This is a genomic window from Aestuariibaculum sediminum (assembly GCF_014596945.1).
GTDB lineage: Bacteria > Bacteroidota > Bacteroidia > Flavobacteriales > Flavobacteriaceae > Aestuariibaculum > Aestuariibaculum sediminum.
In genome coordinates, this window is sequence record NZ_JACVXB010000001.1 from 1,019,373 (window position 1) to 1,043,241 (window position 23,869).

Annotated in this window: 23 protein-coding genes and 2 tRNA genes; 18 read left to right on the top strand and 7 right to left on the bottom strand. The window is 34.4% G+C overall.

The window, feature by feature from the left end:
• Positions 1-74 precede the first annotated feature (74 nt).
• Positions 75-148: transfer RNA gene (locus ICJ83_RS04700), tRNA-Asn, on the top strand.
• A gap of 146 nt (positions 149-294) precedes the next feature.
• On the opposite strand, the gene ICJ83_RS04705 is transcribed toward ICJ83_RS04700, so the two are convergent.
• Both ICJ83_RS04705 and ICJ83_RS04710 read right to left on the bottom strand, forming a co-directional pair.
• On the bottom strand, positions 295-1,704 hold the full coding sequence (locus tag ICJ83_RS04705; protein WP_188229187.1) for an SPFH domain-containing protein: 1,410 nt from the start codon (positions 1,702-1,704) through the stop codon (positions 295-297).
• A gap of 132 nt (positions 1,705-1,836) precedes the next feature.
• On the bottom strand, positions 1,837-2,184 hold the full coding sequence (locus tag ICJ83_RS04710; RefSeq protein ID WP_188229188.1) for an arsenate reductase family protein: 348 nt from the start codon (positions 2,182-2,184) through the stop codon (positions 1,837-1,839).
• Positions 2,185-2,261: 77 nt separating this feature from the next.
• Here ICJ83_RS04710 and ICJ83_RS04715 point away from each other — a divergent pair, with 77 nt between their 5' ends.
• Entirely contained in the window at positions 2,262-2,723 is a 462-nt protein-coding gene (locus ICJ83_RS04715) for a DinB family protein (RefSeq protein ID WP_188229189.1), read from the top strand.
• Here ICJ83_RS04715 and ICJ83_RS04720 read toward each other — a convergent pair.
• Both ICJ83_RS04720 and ICJ83_RS04725 read right to left on the bottom strand, forming a co-directional pair.
• On the bottom strand, positions 2,703-3,386 hold the full coding sequence (locus tag ICJ83_RS04720) for a DUF3298 and DUF4163 domain-containing protein (protein WP_188229190.1): 684 nt from the start codon (positions 3,384-3,386) through the stop codon (positions 2,703-2,705). The two genes, ICJ83_RS04715 and ICJ83_RS04720, sit on opposite strands and share 21 nt — an antisense overlap.
• A gap of 124 nt (positions 3,387-3,510) precedes the next feature.
• Positions 3,511-4,341 (bottom strand): THC0290_0291 family protein, encoded by an 831-nt coding sequence (locus tag ICJ83_RS04725; protein WP_188229191.1) that lies wholly within the window; start codon positions 4,339-4,341, stop codon positions 3,511-3,513.
• 287 nt (positions 4,342-4,628) lie between these two features.
• Here ICJ83_RS04725 and gdhA point away from each other — a divergent pair, with 287 nt between their 5' ends.
• Positions 4,629-5,972, top strand: coding sequence for an NADP-specific glutamate dehydrogenase (gdhA, locus tag ICJ83_RS04730; RefSeq protein WP_188229192.1), 1,344 nt, complete (start codon positions 4,629-4,631; stop codon positions 5,970-5,972).
• A 228-nt stretch (positions 5,973-6,200) separates the two neighbouring features.
• Here gdhA and ICJ83_RS04735 read toward each other — a convergent pair whose 3' ends face one another.
• On the bottom strand, positions 6,201-7,184 hold the full coding sequence (locus tag ICJ83_RS04735; protein WP_188229193.1) for a hypothetical protein: 984 nt from the start codon (positions 7,182-7,184) through the stop codon (positions 6,201-6,203).
• 177 nt (positions 7,185-7,361) lie between these two features.
• A tRNA-Leu gene (locus ICJ83_RS04740) sits at positions 7,362-7,443 on the bottom strand.
• 146 nt (positions 7,444-7,589) lie between these two features.
• On the opposite strand from ICJ83_RS04740, the gene ICJ83_RS04745 reads away from it, so the two are divergent.
• The 3 genes from ICJ83_RS04745 (at position 7,590) to pth (ending at position 9,933) form a co-directional block, all read left to right on the top strand.
• A complete protein-coding gene (locus ICJ83_RS04745) occupies positions 7,590-8,531 on the top strand; it encodes a ribose-phosphate pyrophosphokinase (RefSeq protein ID WP_188229194.1) in 942 nt (313 codons plus the stop codon).
• 75 nt (positions 8,532-8,606) lie between these two features.
• The gene (locus ICJ83_RS04750) at positions 8,607-9,224 is read left to right on the top strand and encodes a 50S ribosomal protein L25/general stress protein Ctc (RefSeq protein ID WP_188229195.1); all 618 of its coding nucleotides are present in this window, start codon (positions 8,607-8,609) and stop codon (positions 9,222-9,224) included.
• A gap of 82 nt (positions 9,225-9,306) precedes the next feature.
• On the top strand, positions 9,307-9,933 hold the full coding sequence (pth, locus tag ICJ83_RS04755; protein WP_188229196.1) for an aminoacyl-tRNA hydrolase: 627 nt from the start codon (positions 9,307-9,309) through the stop codon (positions 9,931-9,933).
• A gap of 155 nt (positions 9,934-10,088) precedes the next feature.
• On the opposite strand, the gene ICJ83_RS04760 is transcribed toward pth, so the two are convergent.
• Entirely contained in the window at positions 10,089-12,827 is a 2,739-nt protein-coding gene (locus tag ICJ83_RS04760; RefSeq protein WP_188229197.1) for a T9SS type A sorting domain-containing protein, read from the bottom strand.
• 106 nt (positions 12,828-12,933) lie between these two features.
• Between ICJ83_RS04760 and ICJ83_RS04765 the strand changes: the two genes are divergently transcribed.
• From ICJ83_RS04765 to ICJ83_RS17095, 12 genes are all read left to right on the top strand, one after another.
• A complete protein-coding gene (locus tag ICJ83_RS04765; RefSeq protein WP_188229198.1) occupies positions 12,934-13,452 on the top strand; it encodes a hypothetical protein in 519 nt (172 codons plus the stop codon).
• A gap of 58 nt (positions 13,453-13,510) precedes the next feature.
• On the top strand, positions 13,511-14,440 hold the full coding sequence (locus ICJ83_RS04770; protein ID WP_188229199.1) for a bifunctional riboflavin kinase/FAD synthetase: 930 nt from the start codon (positions 13,511-13,513) through the stop codon (positions 14,438-14,440).
• A 71-nt stretch (positions 14,441-14,511) separates the two neighbouring features.
• Positions 14,512-15,783, top strand: a complete 1,272-nt coding sequence (gene serS, locus ICJ83_RS04775; protein ID WP_188229200.1) for a serine--tRNA ligase — start codon at positions 14,512-14,514, stop codon at positions 15,781-15,783.
• A gap of 485 nt (positions 15,784-16,268) precedes the next feature.
• The gene (locus tag ICJ83_RS04780; protein WP_188229201.1) at positions 16,269-18,044 is read left to right on the top strand and encodes a tetratricopeptide repeat protein; all 1,776 of its coding nucleotides are present in this window, start codon (positions 16,269-16,271) and stop codon (positions 18,042-18,044) included.
• Between the two features lie 195 nt (positions 18,045-18,239).
• The gene (locus tag ICJ83_RS04785; protein ID WP_188229202.1) at positions 18,240-18,563 is read left to right on the top strand and encodes a DUF4286 family protein; all 324 of its coding nucleotides are present in this window, start codon (positions 18,240-18,242) and stop codon (positions 18,561-18,563) included.
• A gap of 112 nt (positions 18,564-18,675) precedes the next feature.
• The gene (gene rsmA / locus ICJ83_RS04790; protein WP_188229203.1) at positions 18,676-19,476 is read left to right on the top strand and encodes a 16S rRNA (adenine(1518)-N(6)/adenine(1519)-N(6))-dimethyltransferase RsmA; all 801 of its coding nucleotides are present in this window, start codon (positions 18,676-18,678) and stop codon (positions 19,474-19,476) included.
• A gap of 3 nt (positions 19,477-19,479) precedes the next feature.
• Positions 19,480-20,853 carry a magnesium transporter gene (gene mgtE / locus ICJ83_RS04795; RefSeq protein ID WP_188229204.1) on the top strand — a complete coding sequence of 458 codons (1,374 nt, stop codon included), beginning with the start codon at positions 19,480-19,482 and terminating at the stop codon, positions 20,851-20,853.
• Positions 20,854-21,012: 159 nt separating this feature from the next.
• On the top strand, positions 21,013-21,948 hold the full coding sequence (locus tag ICJ83_RS04800) for a 2-hydroxyacid dehydrogenase (RefSeq protein ID WP_188229205.1): 936 nt from the start codon (positions 21,013-21,015) through the stop codon (positions 21,946-21,948).
• Between the two features lie 22 nt (positions 21,949-21,970).
• Entirely contained in the window at positions 21,971-22,432 is a 462-nt protein-coding gene (locus tag ICJ83_RS04805) for a DUF1801 domain-containing protein (protein ID WP_188229206.1), read from the top strand.
• Positions 22,432-22,605, top strand: a complete 174-nt coding sequence (locus tag ICJ83_RS04810) for a hypothetical protein (protein ID WP_188229207.1) — start codon at positions 22,432-22,434, stop codon at positions 22,603-22,605. Before ICJ83_RS04805 ends, ICJ83_RS04810 begins: the two co-directional genes overlap by 1 nt.
• Positions 22,606-22,648: 43 nt before the next feature.
• The gene (locus ICJ83_RS04815; protein ID WP_188229208.1) at positions 22,649-23,413 is read left to right on the top strand and encodes a sulfite exporter TauE/SafE family protein; all 765 of its coding nucleotides are present in this window, start codon (positions 22,649-22,651) and stop codon (positions 23,411-23,413) included.
• Between the two features lie 205 nt (positions 23,414-23,618).
• On the top strand, positions 23,619-23,855 hold the full coding sequence (locus ICJ83_RS17095; protein ID WP_317173255.1) for a TM2 domain-containing protein: 237 nt from the start codon (positions 23,619-23,621) through the stop codon (positions 23,853-23,855).
• Positions 23,856-23,869 lie beyond the last annotated feature (14 nt).

Here is a 23,869-nt window from a genome sequence, read left to right on the forward strand (position 1 = left end):
TTTTAAAAAATGTTTGCAGATATTAAAAAGGGTCTTATATTTGCAACCGCTTAGCAAAAGCAAAACATTAACACTCCTCCTTAGCTCAGTTGGTTAGAGCATTTGACTGTTAATCAAAGGGTCCTTGGTTCGAGCCCAAGAGGGGGAGCAAAATTTAAGCCTTACAGAAATGTGAGGCTTTTTTTGTGGCTAAAGTTAAGGTCCTAATATGTTATAGCTAAATTACATTTATAATAAAAACGAGTTCTGCAAAATTTTGCAGAACTCGTTTTTATTTAGTTGTGAATTTAAATTTTATTTTACACTTCCAATTTCTCCACTTAAAATTTTAGCTCCTAAAATAGATTCTAACATACTCGCCTGTTTATTATCAGTACTGCCGCTAAAAACAGTATTAGGTAATTGTAGGCCGTTAGGTCCCGCTAATGCTTTTGTGCGTTGAACACTGGCATCTAGTTCCATTTGTAATTGTTTTTCGGGAGTAATACCAGCTGAGACTTTTTTAGAAATCTCGTAGGCTTCAGCATCGGCAATAATTCGAATTTTTTCTGCCGATTTTTTTGCAGCTGCCAGTAAATTAGACTCTTCTTGTTCTTTATACGATGCGGTTTTGGCTGCTGTTTCGGCGGTAATGGTTTTTTCTAATTGAATTTTTTCCAATTTAACCCGTGTTTCTGCTTTTTCACGCTCCCCTTTGGCTATGGCCTTTTGTGTGGCATAGTATTCTTTTTCGGCTTCTTGCTTCTCTAATTGGGTTTGAGCAACTTGTTCCTTTTGGTCTTTTAATCGATTATCAAAACTAGCTTCCCAATCAATACTAGTAACCGCTACTTGCTGCACAGTTAACCCATAACGTTTTAATGAGTTAGAAGCGTCTCGAATCGGTTCGCCATTTTTATCCTTACGAATACGGTATTTTTTTTCGCGCTTTTCATTATTGATTTTTCCTCTGGCAACTGTTCTGGTAGAATCTAATTCTGTTATTGGGCTGATATCAATATCTTCATAAACCTCCTCGGTTAGATACATGCCGTTTTCCATTTGGTCTTTCAAATAATAATCAAACTGTGAGGACGCTCCAGAAATATAATCTTGTGCATCCATTAATTTGCACGTGTTTTTTAGCGCCTGGTCGTATACTGGGTAAATTCTGGCATAAACTAATTTGCTTTCCGAACGATTCTTATCGGCCATTTCTAGAAATAATTCTTCGTTATTATAATCGATTGAAACAATTAACGCGGCAGCAATATCGGCTTTAATAGCATCGGCAAATTCACGCGTTTGTGCATTTCGGTGATAAATGCCCTCCTCGGCGCCATTTTTATTTGAAATTCTGTTGCCTTGTTTGTCGTATTCAATGATTTTGTCCTGTAAAGCAATTTCAAAAGAAATAGGAATAGTTTTGCCCCATAATTTAAGTTTAACGCCTTGTGTTGTAACCGCAGCATCACCACCCCATAAATATTGAATTGCGGTGGCAGTACCTGCTGGATTGTAAAAAAACATACCGCTAATACTAACAAAAATTACTCCTAGTAAACCAAGGTATATAGACTTTTTTAAAGTCCATAAGTTAATTAGTTTATTTAAAATAGGTGATACTTTCGATTCAGGTGTTGTGGTTGTATTCGCAGAAAAAATATTGATTAAAATAGCCAATATTATGGCAAGGGTAATTAAAATAATACCGGAAATTGTCATGGTTTAGATTATTAATTAATGATTTAATTTGAAGTTAAAAACTGAAATGATGTTTAACTATTAGTTGTATTAATCAGAAATTTGCTACATAATGCTTTGAAAATTCGCTGGAATTAAAGTGTTCTATATGTCTTATAGGGCAGCTTTTACGGCTTCTACTGTTTTTTTACTATTTCCTATAAAAATGGCGTCATCGATAATAAAAACCGGTCTACTTAAAAAAGTATAATGCTCAAGTATATAATTTTTGTAATCGCGTTCACTAAGATCTTGATTCTTTAAATCCATTTCTTTGTAAAGTTTGGAGCGTTTGCTAAAAAGTGCTTCATAGCTTCCTGATAAAGCATGCATTTCCTCAAGTTGTTTCACTGTAATGTCTTCGGTTTTTATGTCTTGTAAGATGAAGTCTGCTGGAAGATTAACTTCTTTTAAAATTCGGGTACAGGTGCTACAGGTTTTTAGGTAATAAACTTTTTTCATGATGTTGTTTTGTAATTAATCATTCCAAAGTAAAAGTAATTTTATCATTTCAAGTATATTTATCAAAAAAATAAATCATGCAATTTACATTAGACGTTTTAACAAAAACAAGACATTTCTTTTCGCAATATTTAGAAAACACTTCGCTTGAAAATTTAAATAAAATTCCAGAAGGTTTTAACAATAATATCATTTGGAATATAGGGCATATCGTAGTAACTCAGCAGTTATTAGCTTATAAGCTTTCTGGATTGCCTATGTTGATAAGTGAGGAATTAGTTTCGAAATATATGAAAGGCACAAAACCCGAAGGATCTGTGTCTCAGGCCGAAGTAGATGAAATTAAGGCTTTGTTATTTAAAACACTAGAGAAAACAAAAGAAGATTTAGAAAATAATATTTTTAAAACGTATAATAGTTATACCGTTTCTACCACCGGTAATACCTTAAACTCAATTGAAGATGCATTTGATTTTGTGTTATTTCACGAAGGTATGCATTTAGGTTATGTTATGGCTTTAGTAAGGGCTTTGAACTAAAAAATCACTAATCTCATCAGCGGGAATTAAATACTCTATAATTCCTGCTGAATAAGGTGCGATTTCGTAAGTGTTATAAAGAAGAATTAGTCCTTGGTCATTAAAACCAATATTTTGTGGTAGCTTAAAATTATCAGGTTCCAATAAAAGGTTTTGATCTTTAATGGTTTTATTAAAATAGAGTTCGGCTAAAGATTTAAAATCTTTATTACTTTTAAATATATCTTCAGGATTTAAGCGTTCCCCAGTTTTTACATCAAAATTTAAAAAGGTTATATACAATAAACCATGAGCGCCACCAGTGTTTTTATAACTGGTAATAGACACGCATATAATGTCATTAGATTGAAAAACAATTTCGCCATCAATTTGTGCTTCCCAAGGCTGGATAACATTAGGAAAATCATTAGAAAATTTATTGTACTCTTTATTGAATAGGTTGATGCTTTGTTCAATGGAATTATCTGTATCCGTTTTATTTTCATCAATTTTCAAGGCCAACGACACCACACGTTTTATTTCGTTGTTAATTGTATTAGTTGCCTTGCTATGACCTTCAGCTAGAGGTATGTTAACATCTACCAGTGCATTATTTTCTGATGAAAAGGAATTAAATTTAAAATGAATTTGTTTCTTTTTACTACACGAAATTAAGAGTAACAAAAATACAGTTAGAAAACATAAATTTCTTGAAGGCATAGAAAACGGCATTTACAGGTAAAAGTAATTATTGATAAAGGAATCAACAATAAAATTATAAAAGTTAACTACAAGATAATACGAAAAATTAATCTAGGTAATAGACATAGCCAAAGTTTAACCAAACCAACCAGTCGTCTTTACGGTCAAAGTTTCTCCAATTATGGTTCAAGCCATCAATCCAGTCGCTAAAGTAATATTGCCATCTCAAATCGAGCATAAGGTCCGAAAGCACACCAATTTTATATCTAAACCCAATACTACTAACTACAGACCAAGTACTGCCGCCATCTACATTTATAGGGTAGGGTGCTTCACCTGCATTATATGCTCCAAACCAATGCGAATAAATATTAGATTGGTCGTAAATATCGCCATAAGCATCTGGATTGGGATTGTCGTATCGTGTTGATGCTTTTGGGTGAAATGATGTATAATGAACCCCGAGACTAACAAATGGGGCCAAGCGGTAAGCAAACGCTTGAAAAGAACGAATACTAAGCGGAAAATATTCTAACTGCATTCCAATATCGAAATTTTCAGCTGCACCACTATGGGCTCTAAGTTTATCGGCATCGGTACTTACTTTATCTGGAGCCACCCAAAATCCATGATGGTCTAATCGGGTGTAATTATAAGATATTTCACTTCTTAATTTAAAATGGTCGTTAAAATAGGTGTCGGTGGTGTAACAATTACAATCGGCACTGTACGCGAAACTTATATAATGAATTATGCCAATGCCAATACCAGAATTTCCAAGATTAGTTTCTTCTTCATTACGGCTTCCAAAATCTGATCTAAATTCTACAGGACCCGCAATAACTCCAATTTCGTGAGAGAAACCCAACTGAGAAAACATAACCTGTGTAGAGGACAAAAACACGAGGAAGAGCGCTAAACATTTGTAGTTAAGCATAAAAGGGCTTGTTAAATTGGCGGCGTTGTTAAAACAAATATAAAAAAACTTACATTACAAACAAACTAACTATTTTTAGATAGAAAATGTGATGTAAATATGTAATTACGAAATTCAAAAAAAATCAAGTAAATTTTTAAAGATAATGTATATTTGCATCAATAAATTGTATATTCATTAAATTGACGTGTTTTTACAGCGGTTTTTGAGGAATTTTGAATGGCAACATTAATCGCTTTTGAAAATATTATACAGTTTTTGTTAAACTAAAAACATTAAAGTAATTGATGAAAAGAAACGTTGAAGCTTTTTTAGAACTTGTAAAAGAGCGTAATGGTCACGAACCAGAGTTTTTACAAGCCGTTGAGGAGGTTGCAGAAACCGTAATTCCTTACATTGTTGAGCATGATATTTATTATGGTAAAAACATTCTTTTAAGAATGGTTGAGCCAGAGCGTGTTATTATGTTTAGAGTGTGTTGGGTAGATGATGATGGGGAAATACAAGTAAACAGAGGGTATAGAGTTCAAATGAATTCTGCCATAGGGCCTTACAAAGGTGGATTGCGTTTTCATCCGACCGTTAATTTAAGTATCCTAAAATTTTTGGCTTTCGAGCAGGTATTTAAAAATAGCTTAACTACGCTGCCAATGGGTGGAGGAAAGGGAGGAAGTGATTTCGATCCTAAAGGAAAAAGTGATGGTGAAATAATGCGTTTCTGCCATGCATTTATGAGTGAATTATTTAGACATATTGGTGCAAATACCGATGTTCCTGCGGGAGATATTGGCGTTGGTGCACGCGAAATAGGTTTTTTATTTGGAATGTATAAAAAACTAAGAAATGAATTTACAGGGGTATTAACCGGTAAAGGATTGTCTTGGGGAGGTTCTTTAATTCGTCCAGAAGCTACAGGTTACGGCACCGTTTATTTTGCTGAAAATATGCTTAAAACAAAAAATGATAGTATTGCCGATAAAAAAGTAGTTATCTCAGGCTCTGGAAACGTAGCACAGTATGCTGCCGAAAAGGTGTTGCATTTAGGGGGTAAGGTTTTAACATTATCGGATTCATCAGGTTATATTTACGACGCCGATGGTATAGATGCTGAGAAATTGGCGTTTGTCATGGAGCTTAAAAATGTTAAAAGAGGACGAATAAGTGAGTACATTGATGCTTACCCAAATGCTGAATTTGTTGCAGGTAAAACGCCTTGGGGGGTTACTTGCGATATTGCTTTACCTTGTGCAACCCAAAACGAACTTCATGAAGACGATGCAAAAGCCTTGTTAGAAAACGGGTGTATTTGTGTTAGCGAAGGTGCAAATATGCCTTCTACTAAAGAAGCTATTGCTGCCTTCCATAAAGCAAAAATATTATTTGCTCCAGGTAAGGCTTCTAATGCTGGTGGTGTAGCCACTTCGGGATTGGAAATGACACAAAACTCTTTGAGATTTAACTGGACCAGAGAAGAAGTTGATAAAAAGTTAAAAGAAATTATGGCTAATATTCATGATGAATGTATAGAATACGGAAAAGATGAAGACGGCTATATTGATTATGTTAAAGGTGCGAATATTGCAGGTTTCGTAAAAGTAGCCGATGCGATGTTAGCGCAAGGAATTGTTTAAGACATAATAATATTCATAATTAAAAGCTTCCTGATGATTTAGGAAGCTTTTTTGTTTTTGGCTATTTGGTTTACTAAACGTAAATACCGAACCGCTTGAAAGGAAAAAAATGGGCATAGCTGAATTTTAAATCAGCCTCTATTTAATTTTAATTCATATCAAGAATACAGACTGGTTCATTACATTTACCGCCCTTGTTCCAAGTTCCTGTTCTATCCAATAGTGTCCTTAATCTAATGAGTAGATGTTTTGTTTTTCAACTTCAAAACGTCTTAATGCTTCCCCATCGACTAATTTGTATTGTACTTGTTTTATTTTATTTGATTTAGTACCGTCTTCATAAATTGGAAAACGCTGTACTAAATAGGTTTCAACTAGGGTAAATTCATCATTACCGTTATAACCAGTATTAATTTTTGCGTTTTCCTCAGTTGGCTGAAAATAAACCTGACTCATCGATTTTTGGTTATTCACCGAAAAGGCAAAAACAGTCATTTTTTTAAATTCGTCCTGACTTTGAACGTAAACAATTAATTCAGGAGACCCATCAGAATTTAAGTCTTCAACCTCTGCCGAAGATATTGTATTATTTCCAATGTTAAAGGTTTCGTTAAAATCGTTAGTTAAGCCAAAAGTAAAAACACTTAGTTGGTTATTGCCGTTTTTTGGTTTGCTAGAAACATTAAATCCAACATTTTGTAAATTAAGTACTTTTAAAAATTGGGTTTGGTCAATTTGAGTTTGATCAAGAGCTTCATTAATTTTTTTATAAGTACCCGCCACAGTCGCTCCTCCTGAACAATAGAAGTAGAGTATACCTTGGTCGGCTTCATTTTTTGGTTGAATAACTAATGTATTGTCCTTAAACTGAAAAAGTATCGTTTTACCATCAATTATAGATTCGTAAGTGTAGTTATCAATTTTTATTGCCGTGGCATCCCAAGTGCAAGTAGGCTTTTTTTGGTCGGCTCGAGAACGTACTTTAATTGATATTTCATTTTCATTGGTATTATTAACAAAAACAGAAACCCAGTCGTAGCCTTCAGATCGTTTAGAATAACCATCAGAAACAAAATTACCTGTTATTTTAGGGGTGATAAAGGTTTCAGTTGGTTCTGTATTTGTAGGTACTTCAATCTTCTTTGTGGTCTTTTTACAGGCTGAAAAAACTACAATTACTATTAGTAAAATATTTTTAAAATCGATACGCATTCCATTATAATTAAGTTATTTATATTTTATTAGTTAAATATAGTTAATTTTTAAATGTTTATCATTTTGTTAGTTTTCATAAAGTTGAGCATGATAAAACCGATAGCAGTTTTAACTTATTTGAGATTCTAAAAAAGAAACCCCCCTGTAAAACGTTAGTTTTACAGGGGGGTTAAGTACTCAAGGTGGGAATCGAACCCACACTTCCGAGGAAATCGGATTTTGAATCCGACGCGTCTACCAATTCCGCCACTTGAGCATTATTGCGCAAGCAAAAATATATATTTTTTTCATATTTCTAATAAAAATACACGCAATTATACTTTTTAGGTAAAAATAAATGTCTAAATTTGCACCTCGTTAAAAACAAGCCGCGCTTTTGCGCTAAAAAACAATAAGTTAGCTATGCCCACAATTGTAACCGAAGCCAAAATTTTTGCATGTACCCAAAGTCAGGTACTTGGAGAGAAAATAGCTAAGGCTTTTGGAACAGAATTAGGAAAAGTCATTATGTCGACTTACAGCGATGGAGAGTTTCAACCATCTTATGAAGAGTCGATTAGAGGAACGCGTATTTTTATTATTGGATCTACCAATCCGGGTCCGGAAAATTTAATGGAAATGTTGTTAATGATTGATGCTGCTAAACGTGCATCGGCAAGACACATTACTGCAGTTTTACCTTATTTTGGATGGGCAAGACAAGACAGAAAAGACAAACCTAGAGTGCCAATTGCAGCAAAACTTGTAGCAAAAACTTTAGAAGCTGCCGGAGCAACAAGAATTATCACCATGGATTTACATGCTGATCAAATTCAAGGGTTTTTTGAAAAGCCAGTAGATCATTTATTTGCATCAACTATTTTCTTACCGTATTTAAAAAGTTTAAATCTTGACAATTTAACCATTGCTTCACCAGATATGGGAGGTTCTAAACGTGCTTATGCATATGCTAAAGCTTCAGGAAGCGATGTAGTTATTTGTTACAAGCAACGAGCAAAAGCCAATGTAATTTCTCATATGGAATTAATTGGTGATGTAACTGGTAAGAATGTTGTTTTAGTTGATGATATGGTGGATACCGCTGGAACCTTAACTAAAGCAGCCGATTTAATGATGGAGCGAGGTGCATTAAGTGTAAGAGCTATTTGTACGCATGCCCTTTTATCTGGAAAAGCTTACGACAATTTAAACAACTCAAAATTACAAGAACTTATCGTAACAGACTCTATTCCTGTTAAGCCTTTAAGCGACAAGATAAAAGTATTAAGCTGTGCCGATTTGTTTGCTGAAGTGATGGAAAAGGTACATAATAACCAATCTATAGCTTCAAAGTTTGTAATGTAAATAAGAATTGACAACACCTTTGGCACCGAGTCAAAGATGTTTCAATACATAAATAGTAATAGTAAATTAAAAATTATGAAATCAATTACAATCAACGGATCTCAAAGAGAAAGCGTGGGCAAAAAAGCAACAAAAGCCTTACGTAATGCTGGTCAGGTTCCTTGCGTATTATACGGAGGAGATAAGCCAGTTCATTTCTCTGCAGATGAAATTGCATTCTCAAAACTTGTATACACGCCTAATGCGCATACAGTTGTGATTGCTTTAGAAAATGGTGAAACTTTCAATGCTATCTTACAAGATATTCAGTTTCATCCGGTAACCGATAAAATTTTACACATCGATTTCTACCAGTTATTTGAAGACAAAGAAATTACTATGGAAATTCCTGTAGTATTAGTTGGTAACTCTCGTGGTGTTAAAAATGGTGGTGTTTTACGTAGAAATAAACGTAGCTTAAGAGTTAAAGCTTTACCTGCTAACTTACCAGATTTTATCGAAGCAGATATTACACCATTAAAAATTGGTGGAAAATTATACATCACTACTTTAGAAAACGATGCTTACAAATTCATGCACCCAGATAACACGGTAGTATGTCAAGTAAGACGTTCTAGAACTTCTGTAGATGTTGATGATGAAGATGAAGATGAAGTAGAAGCAACTGCTGAAACTCCAGCTGCAGAAGAATAAAATAGATATTCTATTTTTTTCAATATTTAAAGCATTCCGGTTTCGGGATGCTTTTTTATTTTTACAAAAAAATTATAGATGTATGTTTAAATTTTTGCAACATTTTTTTAATAATAAACATACCGAAGAACAAGATGATGTCATGAAGAAATATTTAATTGTTGGTTTAGGAAATATAGGTGAAAAGTATGAAAATACGAGGCATAATATTGGTTTTAAAATATTAGATCATTTTGCTAAAACTGAAGATATAACCTTTCAAACCGATAAATTAGGCGATGTTGCCAACTATAAGTTAAAGGGGCGAACTTTTGTGTTTTTAAAACCAAGTACCTATATGAACTTAAGCGGCAAGGCCGTTTTATATTGGTTGACTAAAGAAAAAATTCCTTTAGAAAATTTATTGGTTATTACCGACGATTTAAACCTGCCTTTCGGAAGTATTCGTGTTAAAGCTAAAGGAAGTGATGGTGGACATAATGGATTAAAAGATATTCAGGATAAATTAAATACGACCAAATATAATCGATTTAGATTTGGAATTAGCGATGCTTTTAGCAAAGGGCGACAGGTAGATTATGTATTAGGTGAATGGACCGAAGATGAGAACCAGAAACTAAATGAACGACTTGAAACATCGGCGGCTTTAATTAAATCATTCGGATTGGCAGGATTATCTAATACCATGAATAGTTTTAATGGGAAATAAAAAGAGGTTGTCTAAAAAGAAAAGTTAATAATTTCAACATGAACTAGATTCAGGTTCTCATTTGGAATAATAATCAGTTAGATGAGATTCTGAAATAAATTCAGTACATGTGAATTCAAATGACGTTTTTAAGGACTTTTGAGACAACCTTTTTTTTACTCAATAATTATCTTTTTAGAAGTCTGATGAAAGCCATCATCTAGTTTTAAAATGTAAATGCCCGATTGTGCTTGGCTTAAACTAATAACTTCATGAAGTTCGCCAGCCCGACTATAAGCTTCTGAATAAATTAATCGACCTCGAATATCATATACTCCTAAATGCACTGTATTACCTAAACGGTTATTAAATTTTACCGTAAACTCGCCTTTGCTAGGGTTGGGGTATACAGACACGGTGTTTTTAAATGCTGTAAACGCCTTGTCTGATAAGGTTATGGTTGTAGTGCATAGTTCAATAGACCAAGAATTAAGTGTTCCTGTGTCGTCATCAGCAAGGTCAACAACACCTAAAGTCCAAGTGCCGCTTGGGTCTTGTCCGTTAAGGTTATTTAAAGCTTCTACCGGTTTGTACATTTCATTGTTACTTGTGTTATTACAGTCTAAAGTATTGCCATCATCATCATAGGTGACAATTAAGTTGTCTGCACCACAAAGATTTGGTGACAAAAGTCTTAGCTCCGTCCCTTCTGGACTTAAAAGCGCTATTTGAAGGTCTCCTTTATAAGTGTGATCGATATTTACCGAAACATTAATATCGGAAATGGCGGTTGATTCAGTGACATTAATGACACTTGTTTGATAACCATTGTTATTATCTATTATGTTAAGCGGTAAATTGCTGCCACCAGCATAAGTGTTACAGTTTGTTGATATCGTATAACCTAAGGCGAAATTTTCTTTGCTAATCGCAAAAAAGATGTTTTCTGAAGGATCGGCCTCAATCATTATTCTGCAATACGGCGCCGATACGCCCGAAGGGAAGGTAACGTTTGCACTTCCATCATTGTCGGTTGAGGCGAGTAACGTCGTATCGTAAGTAAGGCCACCATCAGTAGATAGTTTTATATTTACCTTGCTGGTGTTAAAAGGCGCTGCATTTGTTCCTGATACATTCCAGGTTATAGTTTGTGTACTTTCACTAGGGTAACTCAATGTAGCATCATTTTGGGAGGTCACTTCAAAAGGGCCGCCGCTGTTATTAACGGTAACGGTCATGTTATCGGTTGCTGTTTGTCCGCCTCGGTTATCGTTATCTCTTACGGTAAATTGAAAATTAAGTGTTCGGCTTACTGCCGCCAATTTTTCCCAAGTCGTCGAACCACCACTGTTGGCTAAATCGTTTAGATTCGGTATGTAACGCGTAGGATTAGATGTTGGAGGAACAGATCGAACTAGAGGCCCGGTTTGATTAGTTTCGGATATACTTCCTTGCGACTGTGCTAAATCGTATTGTTCCCAATTAAAAGTATGAGAGCCAGTTCCATCAGCATCTGAAGAAGAACCCGTTAGTTTATAAGGTGTAGAAATAGGTATGGTATAATTATTACCAGCATTAGCTGTAGGAGCCGAGTTTCCTGTGTTGGTCTCTGTGTCACAGGTGCTGCTATTGCCCCCAGTTATATTAGCCCAGATCATTTGCAGGCTTTTTTGATGAAAATAATCGTCACCATTGGCTTGTACGTTTTCTGGGGCACATAATCCGGCGTAACTCATTATAGAGCTTCCGCTACCAGGTTCGTAGGCGTTTGTATTAGACCATTCCCCACTAGTGCAACCACCAGCTAAGGCACTCCAGGTGTGTGGTGCACCAAATTGATGTCCCATTTCATGTGCAACAAATTCAACATCGAAAACATCACCAATAGGATTTGATAATCCGGTTACCCCTTTTGCCTTTTGATTTGGTATACATGGGGAATTAAGTGCAGCGATACCACCACCGCCAGTGCTAAACACATGGCCTATGTCGTAATTAGCTGTACCAATAATATTATCAATTACCGTTTGGTTCTCGTTTATTAAAATACTTCCGTCATCATTAGTGTAGCCGTCGGGTTCATTTAAAAATATAATATCATCTGTGTTATTAATAATGGTCATGGTTAGCGATAAATCTCGTTTAAAAATACCATTTACACGATTCATGGTAACATTCATTGCTGCAAGAACGGCTGCTTTCTTCTGTGCATCGCTTCCTCCGTTTAGGCCAGCTAAATTGATATGGTAAGTCGAGTATTCTACAGTTGCCGCCAAGGCCAAATCATAGTTTCTTAAAATGCCGTCATTTGCATTTAATGTACTAGCTGATTTCCCTAAAATATCCTTACTGCTATAAGGATCTTTAATAAAATGACATAAAAAATCGTCTTCTATGTGTTGTAAATCCGACTTTTTATAAACGATATAATTATTGTTTCCGAAGCTAACAGGGTCTATAAATTGTGTGCTTTTATTATGATGTAATACCATAGAGTGTAAGCCGCTTGGTGTTAAGCTTAATCGTATTTTCGTAGCTGCATTAACGGTGCTTTCTCCTTCGTAAGTTTTTATGTTGGGATATTTAGCTTGCAAACCAGGAGCCATAATGGAGGCTTCAATTATTTTATAGGATTGCCATTCGCCATCAGAATCAGGTAAGGACAGTATGGCTTCAGATGCATTGATGCTTTTCGCGGTAGCAGCTTTTTCAAGAATAGGTTTAATATCAGTTAAATTTAACTGATAATATGATGCTTTGTTTAATTTATGTTTTCCAGTGGCAATTTTACCATTTAAGGCTTTGTCTTTCGATACTTTTGTCCACGTGGTAGGTTTGTTCTGTGAATAAGTTGGTAAAGAAAAAAGAAAGAAACTTAGAATACAAAAAGTGAGGGAAACGTAATTTTTATTCATTTGGGTATGACCTTTTAATCTTTATATTTTAATAAAAGTAGCTGCAATTATCCTTATTTACAAAAAAATGATGTTATTTTTAGTTAATCTGTAAATATTTAAGACTATGAGAATTGTTGGTGTCTGCTTAGTATTATTGGTTTTTTTTGGATGCAAATCAAAAAGAGCAGTGGTTTCAGAATTAACAAATAAAGAGGAGATTATGAGTTGTCCTGAAGGTGGAATTTGTTCTTTTCAGGTAGAAACCAATAAAAAGTTAGCTTTAAAAACAGATCAAACAGGCATGCTATATCCCGACATAACAGAGGGGCAAGATATTTTATTAAAATATATCTATGAGAAAGAAACAGATGCAAATATTCAAGATGCATCATATCAGGAAGCGGTTTATATTAACTTAAAAAAGGAGCAATTAAATTTACAGGCTGAGAGTTTAAAACCTTTTAATATTGTTTTTGCCAGATTGTGTTTTTGTAAAGGAGAATCGGGGTATTTTAGAGTGAAAAATGGTCGGATAAAGGTTGAGACTCTAAGAGAAAATAGCTATCGACTGGTTTTAAAATTTCAGGCAGAAGGAATTCCTCAGGTGATAAACGAAATCAATCAGGTTTTTAGATTGCCTTAATTGATTTCAATCTTTGTTATTCGTTGTTTTATCTCTAATTTTGCTTAAAATTTTTAGTTTGGAAGTAATAAATACTTTAGATAAGTTGCCAAAGCAAAATACTGTGGTTACTATTGGTACATTTGATGGTGTTCATATAGGGCATCAAAAAATAGTAAGCCGTTTAATAAATACTGGTAACCTGGAGCATCTTAGATCTGTAATTCTTACCTTTTTTCCTCACCCACGTATGGTATTACAAAAAGATTCCAACATTAAATTAATTAATACGATAAACGAACGAAGTCTTATTCTTGAAAAGTTAGGTTTGGATTATTTACTCATTAAAAAATTCACCCAAGAATTTTCAAGATTATCTGCTGAAGATTTTGTGAAACAAATTTTAGTAGATACGTTGCAAGCCCGAAAGGTTATAATAGGTTACGATCATCGTTTTGGTAGAAATCGGAATGCCGATATAAACGATTTAAAAAAGTATGGTGAAATTTATGGTTTTGATGTCGAAGAAATATCGGCGCAGGATATAAATGATGTTTCTGTAAGTTCTACTAAAATTCGTGCAGCCCTAATTGAAGGTGATATCGATAAGGCTAATAGTTATCTGGGATATCATTTTATGTTAACAGGAACGGTTGTTCAAGGCCGCGCTTTAGGCAGACAAATTAATTATCCCACAGCCAATATTAATATTAAAGAAGACTATAAATTAATACCAAAGCATGGTGCTTATGTGGTTAAATCTCAAATCGATGGTGAACAGGTTTTTGGTATGATGAATATTGGAACAAACCCAACTGTTAAGGGAGATCACGAGACCATAGAAGTGCATTTTTTTAATTTTAATAAAGATATTTACGGTAGCGAAATTCAAATCGATTTGTTACATCGCATTCGTAATGAGAAAACCTTCGATTCGGTGGAAGCTTTGAAAGCGCAGCTGTCAAAAGATAAACAAACCTCCTTAAGTTATATTGCTGCTCATTTTTAAAATTCTTTTAAACTAAAAACAAGTTCAAATATTTAGCAATTCATTAAATTTGTCGCTTAAATTTTAAAGTCATGTTACAAGTTCCTTATATAAGAGAAAACAAAGATTTAGTAATTAGTCGCTTAGCAAAACGAAATATTCATGCCGCCGAGATGATTAATAATGTTATCGCGTTCGATGAAGACCGTCGTCGTATTCAAACCGAACTAGATAATACTTTGGCTGAATCTAATGTATTATCTAAAGAAATAGGAAATTTGTATAAATCTGGTCAAGTTCAGGAAGCTAATGCATTAAAAGAAAAAACGGGACAGTTAAAAGAATTATCGAAACAATTAACAGAAGATTTAAATGCTAAGACCACCGAATTAACGGAGTTACTTTATAAAATCCCGAATGTACCAAACGAGATTGTGCCTGCTGGTTCAACCGATGCAGATAATGAAGAAGTATTTCGCGAAGGCGATATTCCAAAATTACACGAGGGAGCATTACCGCATTGGGAATTAGCAAAAAAATATGATATTATCGATTTCGAACTTGGAAACAAAATAACAGGTGCAGGATTTCCGGTATATAAAGGAAAGGGCGCCCGTTTACAAAGAGCTTTAATAGCATACTTTTTAGATAAAAATACGGAAGCTGGCTATACCGAGTTTCAATTACCTCATTTAGTAAATGAAGCTTCAGGGTTTGGTACAGGGCAATTACCCGACAAAGAAGGGCAGATGTATCATGTTACGGCCGATAATTTATATTTAATACCAACTGCCGAGGTTCCTGGAACCAATATTTTTAGAGATGTGGTATTAAACGAAGGAGACTTACCTATCGGTATCACTGGATATACGCCTTGTTTTCGTCGTGAAGCCGGAAGTTACGGAGCGCATGTGCGTGGCTTAAATCGTTTGCATCAGTTTGATAAAGTTGAAATTTTAAGAGTGGAGCACCCAAGTAAATCGTACGAGGCTTTGGATGGTATGGTAGCTCATGTCAAAACTATTTTACAAGAATTAAAATTACCTTACAGAATTCTTAGGCTTTGCGGTGGTGACTTAGGTTTTACATCAGCATTAACATACGATTTTGAGGTGTTTTCTACAGCGCAAGACCGTTGGTTAGAAATATCTTCTGTTTCTAATTTTGAAACCTTTCAGGCTAATAGACTAAAATTACGCTTTAAAAATAGTGAAGGTAAAAATGAATTAGCGCATACTTTAAACGGAAGTTCATTAGCCTTGCCAAGAGTTTTAGCAGGTATTTTAGAAAATTGTCAAACCGAAAAAGGGATCGAAATTCCTGAAGTTTTACAGCCGTATACAGGATTTAAAATTATAGATTAGCGTTATTTTTTTAATCAGTTTTAGATTACAAAATACTTAAATGTAAGCACTTAATCTAAATTTTGTGTTAAATAAACGTGCGTTTTAACGAATTTCTCAAAATATTCTTTGTTTTTCAAGTGAAGTTTTTCAATTTGGTATATCCAAGTTAAACTTAACCTGCCAAATGAAAAATATTAAGCGCATTTTAATTCTTATTACGTTGATTTTTTTCGCAGCGAAGGTTTTATTTTCAGACGGAGATATATTTCATACTGAACATGAACCTGACCACGTGGTGTCTGTGAAATAGTACTAAGATTCTTCTTTTTTTAGAACATCTTTCTAAGCTTTAGCTTAAAAGACTTTTTATGCTTTATTTTGAAGACATTACAATTCTAACTTTACCTTTTACTTATTAAACTATAAAGTCCAACTAAAAGAGTTGTATTTTATATTCTTTTAAAAATACTTTAACTACTCAAGGCATTTATTATATTTACGATATGAGACGATTTTTATATTTAATCATGTTGGTAAGTTGGGTTTCGTTTGCGCAAACCGATTTTATCGCGCGCGAATATTTTAAAAATGGTCAGTTTGAAAAGGCTTTATTCGAGTATAAAAAATTATATGCACAATCGCCTTCTAATATAAATTACATCAATCAAATTGTTGCGCTTCATCAGGAACTTGAGCAGTATAATGAGGCAGAAACTTTTTTATTAAATCTTTCAGAGCGTTTTAAGTATGCAGGTTTTCTTGTAGAATTAGGTTATAACTATCAATTAATGGGCAACCAAAATAAAGCACAGGAGTTTTATAATGAGGCGCTCGGTACTATTGATAAAAACCCTAATAATGTGTTTACTGTAGCCAAAGGTTTTCAGAGTCATACCTTACTTAACGAAACCATTCAGGCCTATAAAAAAGCAATGGCGTTAAAGCCTGATTTTAATTTTAATTTACAATTAGCACAACTCAATGGTGAGCAGGGTAATATCGAAGACATGTTTATTGGTTATTTAGATTTTGCTGAAGCCAATCCTATAGCTCTTAGCAATGTAAAACGATTTATAAGTGATTTTATTAGCGAAAATGCCGATAATGAAAACAATATTTTATTTCGAAAAATATTGTTGAAAAAAATGCAGCAAGAACCCAACATTCTTTGGAATGAGATGTTAAGCTGGTTATTTATTCAACAAAACGATTACAATAAGGCATTCGTCCAGGAGAAAGCCATTTTTATGCGACAACCAGAAAGTTTAGATAAAATTGAAGATTTAGGAGCAATCGCTTTTAATGAAAATGAGTTAGAGTTAGCTTCAGAAATCTATACCTTTATTATAGAAACAGCGCAGGATACCGATGAGTTATTATTTGCTCATTACCAATTAATCCAAATTGAAACAAAAACAACACCACGCGAAAAATACGAGCAGATCGATAAAAAATATCAGGATTTGTTTGCCGAATTTGGTTTGTTTACTCAAACGTTCGACCTTCAGTTGGGGTATGGACATTTTTTGGCGTTTTTAAATAATACACCAGAAAAAGCGATTGAATTTCTAGAAAACACATTGAAACTTCCTTTAAATGATAAGCAGCAGGCAGAAGTAAAATTGGAACTTGGTGATATTCTGGTTTTACAGGAACAGTTTAATAAGGCACTTCTCTATTACACGCAAATTCAGCGTAACTTAAAGAATAGTACTATCTCGCAAGAGGCACGCTTTAGAGTAGCAAAAACGAGTTATTATAAAGGTGATTTTAAATGGGCGGAATCGCAATTAAATATATTAAAAGCCTCTACATCTCAACTTATTGCAAACGACGCTCTCGACTTGAAATTACTTATATCCGATAATAAATATGAAGATTCCCTACAAACGAGTTTAAAACTTTATGCTAGAGCCGATTTAATGGCATTTCAAAATAAAAATGATGAAGCGATTTTAGTATTAGATAAAATTTTAAAGGAACACAAAACAGAAGGTATAGTCCCTCAGGCTTTATTTAAACAAGCACAACTTTTTGAAGAAAAAGAAATGTACGATAAAGCCAGAGAAAACTACGAATTCATTATAAATAATTTCTCTGAGGGTATCCTTATTGATGACGCCTTATTTAACCTAGCTGATTTATTCGAGCATTATTTTAATGAGCCCGAAAAGGCTAAAAGTTTTTACGAGCAAATTATTTTTCAACATGCCGATAGTATCTACTTTGTAGATGCGAGAAAACGCTATAGAGCCTTACGTGGTGATTTTATTAATTAACCGATACATACCGAAAACATTAGGTTTTGACACTTATGACGTAAACATGTCGTTCTAAAGACGCTATTAAACGGGAGTCTTTGCGAGTAATTTTACTTCAAATTAAAACCTATTAAAAATGATTGAATTGAATTTATAGCCAAAATATTTTGATGATGCTCAAGAACTACGGTACTTTGCAAAAACATTATCATTATGTACATATACAACGTAACTTCAAATATAGACGAGTCCATACATAACCAATGGCTAACATGGATTAAGGAGCATATTCCTCAGGTATTAGCAACAGGAAAGTTTAAAGGGGCAACTTTAACCCGGGTTTTGGTTGAAGAAGATTTGGGTGGCTTTACGTATTCGGTACAATACCGAACGCATTCCCGTGAGGCTTTGGACGAATATTTAAAAGATCATGCAGAAACCTTACGAATGGATGCTGTAAAACTATTTGGAGATAAAGTGTTATCCTTTAGAACCGAACTACAAATTGTGGACGAATACACTGTAAATTTTAACTAAATAGGTCGTCAAATCGAGTGAATTTGTAGCAGCAAAACCATAGATGTTTCGTGCTCTTTAAGGTATTCCGAATTATTAAACTTACTTTTGCAACTTAAATACTCAAAACACTGTGGCGAATAATTCCAATCAACATCAGGTAAAAGCAAAAAAACATTTAGGCCAACATTTCTTAAATGACGAAAGTGTTGCTCAGGATATCGCGAATACCTTAACCTTAAATGGTTATAAATCGGTGTTAGAAATTGGACCCGGTATGGGGGTGTTAACTAAGTATTTATTAAAAAAGGATATAACGACTTATGTGATTGAAATCGATACAGAGTCGGTAGAATACTTGCAATCTAATTATCTAAATTTAGCCCCGAGAATTATTGAAAAAGACTTTTTAAAGTACGACCTAAATGAAGTATTTAAAGGAGAGCCATTTGCTATAATTGGTAACTTTCCGTATAATATTTCTACCCAAATCGTGTTTAAAATGTTGGAAATGCGTGATCAGATTCCTGAGTTTTCAGGCATGTTTCAAAAAGAAGTTGCCGAGCGCATTTGTTCCAAAGAAGGCAGTAAAGTTTACGGCATTTTATCAGTACTGGCACAGGCTTATTATGATGCCGAATATTTATTTACTGTACCGCCTAATGTGTTTAATCCACCACCAAAAGTAGATTCTGGGGTGATGCGTTTAACACGTAAAACCGATTATAGTTTACCTTGTGACGATATTTTATTTTTTAAAGTAGTTAAAGCAGCGTTCCAACAACGTCGTAAAACGCTTCGTAACAGTTTAAAAACATTCAATTTAAGCGATAATTTAAAAGCAAATAGTATATTTGATAAACGTCCGGAACAATTAAGTGTTACCCAATTTATTGAGCTTACACAACTAATCGAAAATGACCTAAAAGTATAGCGTTTGGCAGAAGAAACAGAAAACATACAATTCGAGCTTACCGACGATTTAGTGAATCAGGTAGAAAGTCTTATACGGTTAAATCGCGATAAAGAGCTTAAAAACTTTTTAGACGATTTTCATTATGCCGATATAGCCGAGATTCTCGATGAACTCGATCTTGAAGAAGCCATGTATGTTATTAAACTTCTAGATTCTGAAACTACGGCCGATATTTTAATGGAACTCGATGAAGATAATCGGGAAAAAGTTCTGAGAAATTTATCGACTAAAGAGATTGCCGACGAAATTGGTGAGCTGGATACCGATGATGCAGCCGATATTATTGCCGAACTTCCCGAAGAACGGCGCCAAGAGGTTATTTCCGCTATCGAAGACGAAGAGCATAAGGCCGAAATTAAAGAACTTCTTAAATACGACGAAGATTCTGCAGGAGGGCTTATGGCTAAAGAGTTGGTAAAGGTTTACGACACCTGGACCGTAGCTGGCTGTTTACGTCGTATTCGAGGTCAGGCAAAAGAAGTTACTAGAGTACATTCGGTATATGTTGTAGATAAGCAGGAAAAACTGGTAGGCCGACTATCTCTAAAGGATTTAGTTGTTGCTAAAAATGAACAAAAAATAGCAGATATCTATATTTCAAGTGTCGATTGGGTAAATGTTCACGACGATGTTGAAGACGTTGCCAGAGTCATGCAGAAATACGATTTGGAGGCCATTCCTGTAGTTGATAATGATCAAAAATTATTAGGTAGAATTACCATCGACGATATTGTTGATGTTATGAAAGAAGAGGCCGAGCGCGATTATCAGTTAGCCGCAGGTATTTCGCAAGACGTTGAAGCCGATGATAGCATCTGGAAATTAACACGTGCCCGTTTACCATGGTTGCTTATTGGTATGTTTGGAGGTATTGGTGCTGCGAGCATAATTAGTGGTTTTAGCGATGCCATGGATAAATATCCTGTGCTTCTTATGTTTATCCCTTTAATTCAGGCTACTGCTGGTAATGTAGGTGTACAATCCTCAGCAATTGTTGTACAAGGTCTAGCTAACGATACTATTGACGGTAAAATTTTAAGCCGGCTTCTTAAAGAGTTTGCTTTAGGGCTGGTAAACGGACTTGCCATTGCAGCCATTGTTTTATTAATTAGTCATTTTGGTTTTAATACCAGTTATTTTGAGTCCTTAACCATTTGTGTCGCTCTTATTTCAGTAATAATTATGGCGGCGCTTATAGGAACATTTATCCCTATTTTTTTAGATAAACGAGGTATCGACGCAGCAGTAGCTACAGGACCTTTTATAACAACCAGTAACGATGTATTTGGAATTTTTATCTACTTTTTAATTGCTAAACTCATTTTAGGGTTTTAATCTTTTGGGCGTTACCCTATGGGTCGGGCTTTCAGCAGTCGCTGTTTACAACGAGCTCCAACAATGCTTCAATCCCTAACGCAAACAAATTATTGAAGTTATTGTCCTTCAAATAAAGTAACTTTATACCATTCTATTTAAGACTTTCAAAATGTAATCATGAAAATTCTTCACCTTGACACTAACCATGAACTTATGCTAAATCAGTTAAATGATTTAGGGTTCACGAATCACGAAGATTATACATCTCCAAAAGATATTGTAGAAGCTAAAATTGCGCCATACGATGGCATTATTCTACGTAGTCGGTTTTCTATAGATAAGGCATTTTTAGATGCAGCAACAAATTTAAAGTTTATTGGGCGGGTAGGAGCTGGTTTAGAAAACATAGACTGCGAATATGCCGAAAAAAAAGGTATTACACTAATTGCTGCACCCGAAGGCAACCGAAATGCTGTTGGCGAACATGCCTTGGGTATGCTTCTTTCGTTATTTAACAAACTCAATAAAGCCGATAAGGAAGTGCGACACGGGCAATGGCTACGCGAAGCTAATAGAGGTATTGAACTCGATGGACGAACAGTTGGTATTATTGGTTATGGCAACATGGGCAAAGCGTTTGCTAAAAAACTGCGCGGGTTTGATGTTGAGGTGTTGTGTTACGATTTAAAAGAAGGTGTTGGCGATGCCAACGCTAAACAGGTAAGTTTAGTGGAATTTCAGGACAAAGTTGAAGTTGTGAGTTTACATACGCCTCAAACTCCTTTAACTTTGGGTATGATAAACACGAAATTTATTAATAAATTTAAAAAACCGTTTTGGTTTATTAATACTGCCCGTGGTAAAAGTGTGGTAACTCAGGATTTAGTTGACGCTTTAAAATCTGGTCAGATTCTTGGTGCCGGATTGGATGTGTTGGAGTACGAAAAGGCCTCGTTCGAAACCTTATTTTCATCAGAGTTACCAGAACCATTTCAATATTTGGTAGATGCCGAAAATGTTTTATTAACACCACATGTAGCGGGTTGGACAATAGAGAGTAAAGAAAAATTAGCCCAAACTATAGTCGATAAAATTAAAGCTGAATTTTGTTAATTTTATAAAGACGTTTACTAATATGGAATATAAAGCCGTTTCGCCCGAAGATTATATAAAACAAGTGCCCGTTGAACGTCAGGAGGTATTAAATAAGCTTCGAAATACCATTATTAGTAATTTACCTGCCGGATTTGAAGAAGGTATCCAATATGGCATGATTGGGTATGTTGTGCCGCATACTATTTATCCCGATGGTTATCATTGTAACCCTCTAGAACCTTTGCCGTTTGTAAGTTTTGCTTCGCAGAAAAATTCTATTAATTTATATCATATGGGTTTATATGCCTCACCCGATATTTGCGATTGGTTTGTTGCCGAATACCCAAAGCATTGTAAACGCAAACTCGATATGGGTAAAAGTTGTATTCGATTTAAAAAAATTGACGATATTCCGTTTGATTTAATTGCAGAACTCTGTAAAAAACTTACCCCGCAACAATGGATTGATATTTACGAGACTAACATTAAAAAAAAATCTTAATGAAAAAACGTGTTACAGGCATTGGCGGTTTATTTTTTAAATCTAACAACTCGATAGCTCCAAAAGAATGGTATAAAAAGCATTTGGGTTTTAATACCTATGAGTGTGGTTGTACTTTTTGGTGGAAGGATAACGACGGCAATAAAATAGAACTTTGGGAGCCTGTAGATTAAGCTTTTTTGTAACTTCAATTTTAATTCTTAAAAAAACTATTTATTGAGATATTTAGATATACTTCACGAATTTAACTTAAGTGGGATACAATGGATAGCCATTGGGTTTGCGGCATTTGTTTTAGGGCTTTCAAAATCTGGAATAAAAGGCATCGGGATCATAATTATTCTAATTTTGGCTTTTGTTTTTGGAGAAAAGGCGTCAACTGGTATTTTACTTCCCATGCTTATTGCGGCCGATGTTTTTGCGGTATCCTATTATAATAAACATGCGCAATGGAGCTATATAAAAAAATTAATGCCAGCCATGGTTGTTGGTGTTCTTGTTGGTGTTTGGGTTGGAAATGATATTTCGGAGGCTTTATTTAAACGTATAATGGCTATTATTATAATTGGTTCGGTATGCGTAATGTTTTATACCGAAAGAAAGCAAAATACGGTTGTACCTAATAATGTTTGGTTTGCATCTTCTATGGGCTTTTTAGCTGGATTTTCAACCATGATAGGTAATTTGGCTGGGCCAATTGCAAACATTTATTTTCTCGCAACCAGATTACCTAAAAATGAATTTATTGGTACTGCTGCCTGGCTGTTTTTCATAATAAATGTTTTTAAATTGCCTTTTCATTTTTTTGTTTGGCATACGGTAACAGTAGATACATTAGTACTTAATTCTGTTTTAATTCCTTTTGTAGTTTTAGGATTCTTTTTAGGTGCTTATGTGGTCAAATTAATTTCTAATGTAAACTACAGACGTTTTATTTTAATTGTAACTGCTGTAGGTGGCGTAGTTATGTTATTTAGGTAATTCTATCATCAATTTGAATTGATTTTTTTATTAATTTTATAAGTGTAATCGTATAAAAAAATAAGTAGTTATGTCGAACGAAGATAGCTTAAAAGATAAAGCAAAAGATTTTGCGAATGAAGCTAAAGAAACTGCAAAAGAATTTACTGATGGCGCAAAGGAAGCTTTTGATCATTTTGATAATCCCTAAGGAAACAAAAAAGTTTTGGCAGGCGTTGTGGCCATATTTTTTGGGGCATTAGGGATACATAAATTTATTTTAGGTTACAATAAAGAAGGTCTTATTATGCTAATTACTTCGGTGGTTTTATCAATATTTACCTGTGGCATTGGAGCTTCTCTAGCTGGTTTGGTGGGGTTAATTGAAGGCATTATTTACCTTACAAAAACCGATGCTGAATTTTATAACACCTATCAAGCTGGAGAAAAACCTTGGTTTTAAAATGTAAGATCTAT

What these genes read in the sequence shown, in the direction of transcription:
- ICJ83_RS04805 (WP_188229206.1), top strand. Translation starts at nt 21,971, where the DNA reads ATGGAATATAAAGCCGTTTCGCCCGAAGATTATATAAAACAAGTGCCC.
- ICJ83_RS04750 (WP_188229195.1), top strand. Translation starts at nt 8,607, where the DNA reads ATGAAATCAATTACAATCAACGGATCTCAAAGAGAAAGCGTGGGCAAA.
- gdhA (WP_188229192.1), top strand. Translation starts at nt 4,629, where the DNA reads ATGAAAAGAAACGTTGAAGCTTTTTTAGAACTTGTAAAAGAGCGTAAT.
- ICJ83_RS04705 (WP_188229187.1), bottom strand. Translation starts at nt 1,704, where the DNA reads ATGACAATTTCCGGTATTATTTTAATTACCCTTGCCATAATATTGGCT.
- ICJ83_RS04710 (WP_188229188.1), bottom strand. Translation starts at nt 2,184, where the DNA reads ATGAAAAAAGTTTATTACCTAAAAACCTGTAGCACCTGTACCCGAATT.
- ICJ83_RS04765 (WP_188229198.1), top strand. Translation starts at nt 12,934, where the DNA reads ATGAGAATTGTTGGTGTCTGCTTAGTATTATTGGTTTTTTTTGGATGC.
- ICJ83_RS04785 (WP_188229202.1), top strand. Translation starts at nt 18,240, where the DNA reads ATGTACATATACAACGTAACTTCAAATATAGACGAGTCCATACATAAC.
- ICJ83_RS04745 (WP_188229194.1), top strand. Translation starts at nt 7,590, where the DNA reads ATGCCCACAATTGTAACCGAAGCCAAAATTTTTGCATGTACCCAAAGT.
- serS (WP_188229200.1), top strand. Translation starts at nt 14,512, where the DNA reads ATGTTACAAGTTCCTTATATAAGAGAAAACAAAGATTTAGTAATTAGT.
- ICJ83_RS04800 (WP_188229205.1), top strand. Translation starts at nt 21,013, where the DNA reads ATGAAAATTCTTCACCTTGACACTAACCATGAACTTATGCTAAATCAG.
- pth (WP_188229196.1), top strand. Translation starts at nt 9,307, where the DNA reads ATGTTTAAATTTTTGCAACATTTTTTTAATAATAAACATACCGAAGAA.
- ICJ83_RS04760 (WP_188229197.1), bottom strand. Translation starts at nt 12,827, where the DNA reads ATGAATAAAAATTACGTTTCCCTCACTTTTTGTATTCTAAGTTTCTTT.
- ICJ83_RS04735 (WP_188229193.1), bottom strand. Translation starts at nt 7,184, where the DNA reads ATGCGTATCGATTTTAAAAATATTTTACTAATAGTAATTGTAGTTTTT.
- ICJ83_RS04725 (WP_188229191.1), bottom strand. Translation starts at nt 4,341, where the DNA reads ATGCTTAACTACAAATGTTTAGCGCTCTTCCTCGTGTTTTTGTCCTCT.
- ICJ83_RS04715 (WP_188229189.1), top strand. Translation starts at nt 2,262, where the DNA reads ATGCAATTTACATTAGACGTTTTAACAAAAACAAGACATTTCTTTTCG.
- ICJ83_RS04780 (WP_188229201.1), top strand. Translation starts at nt 16,269, where the DNA reads ATGAGACGATTTTTATATTTAATCATGTTGGTAAGTTGGGTTTCGTTT.
- ICJ83_RS04810 (WP_188229207.1), top strand. Translation starts at nt 22,432, where the DNA reads ATGAAAAAACGTGTTACAGGCATTGGCGGTTTATTTTTTAAATCTAAC.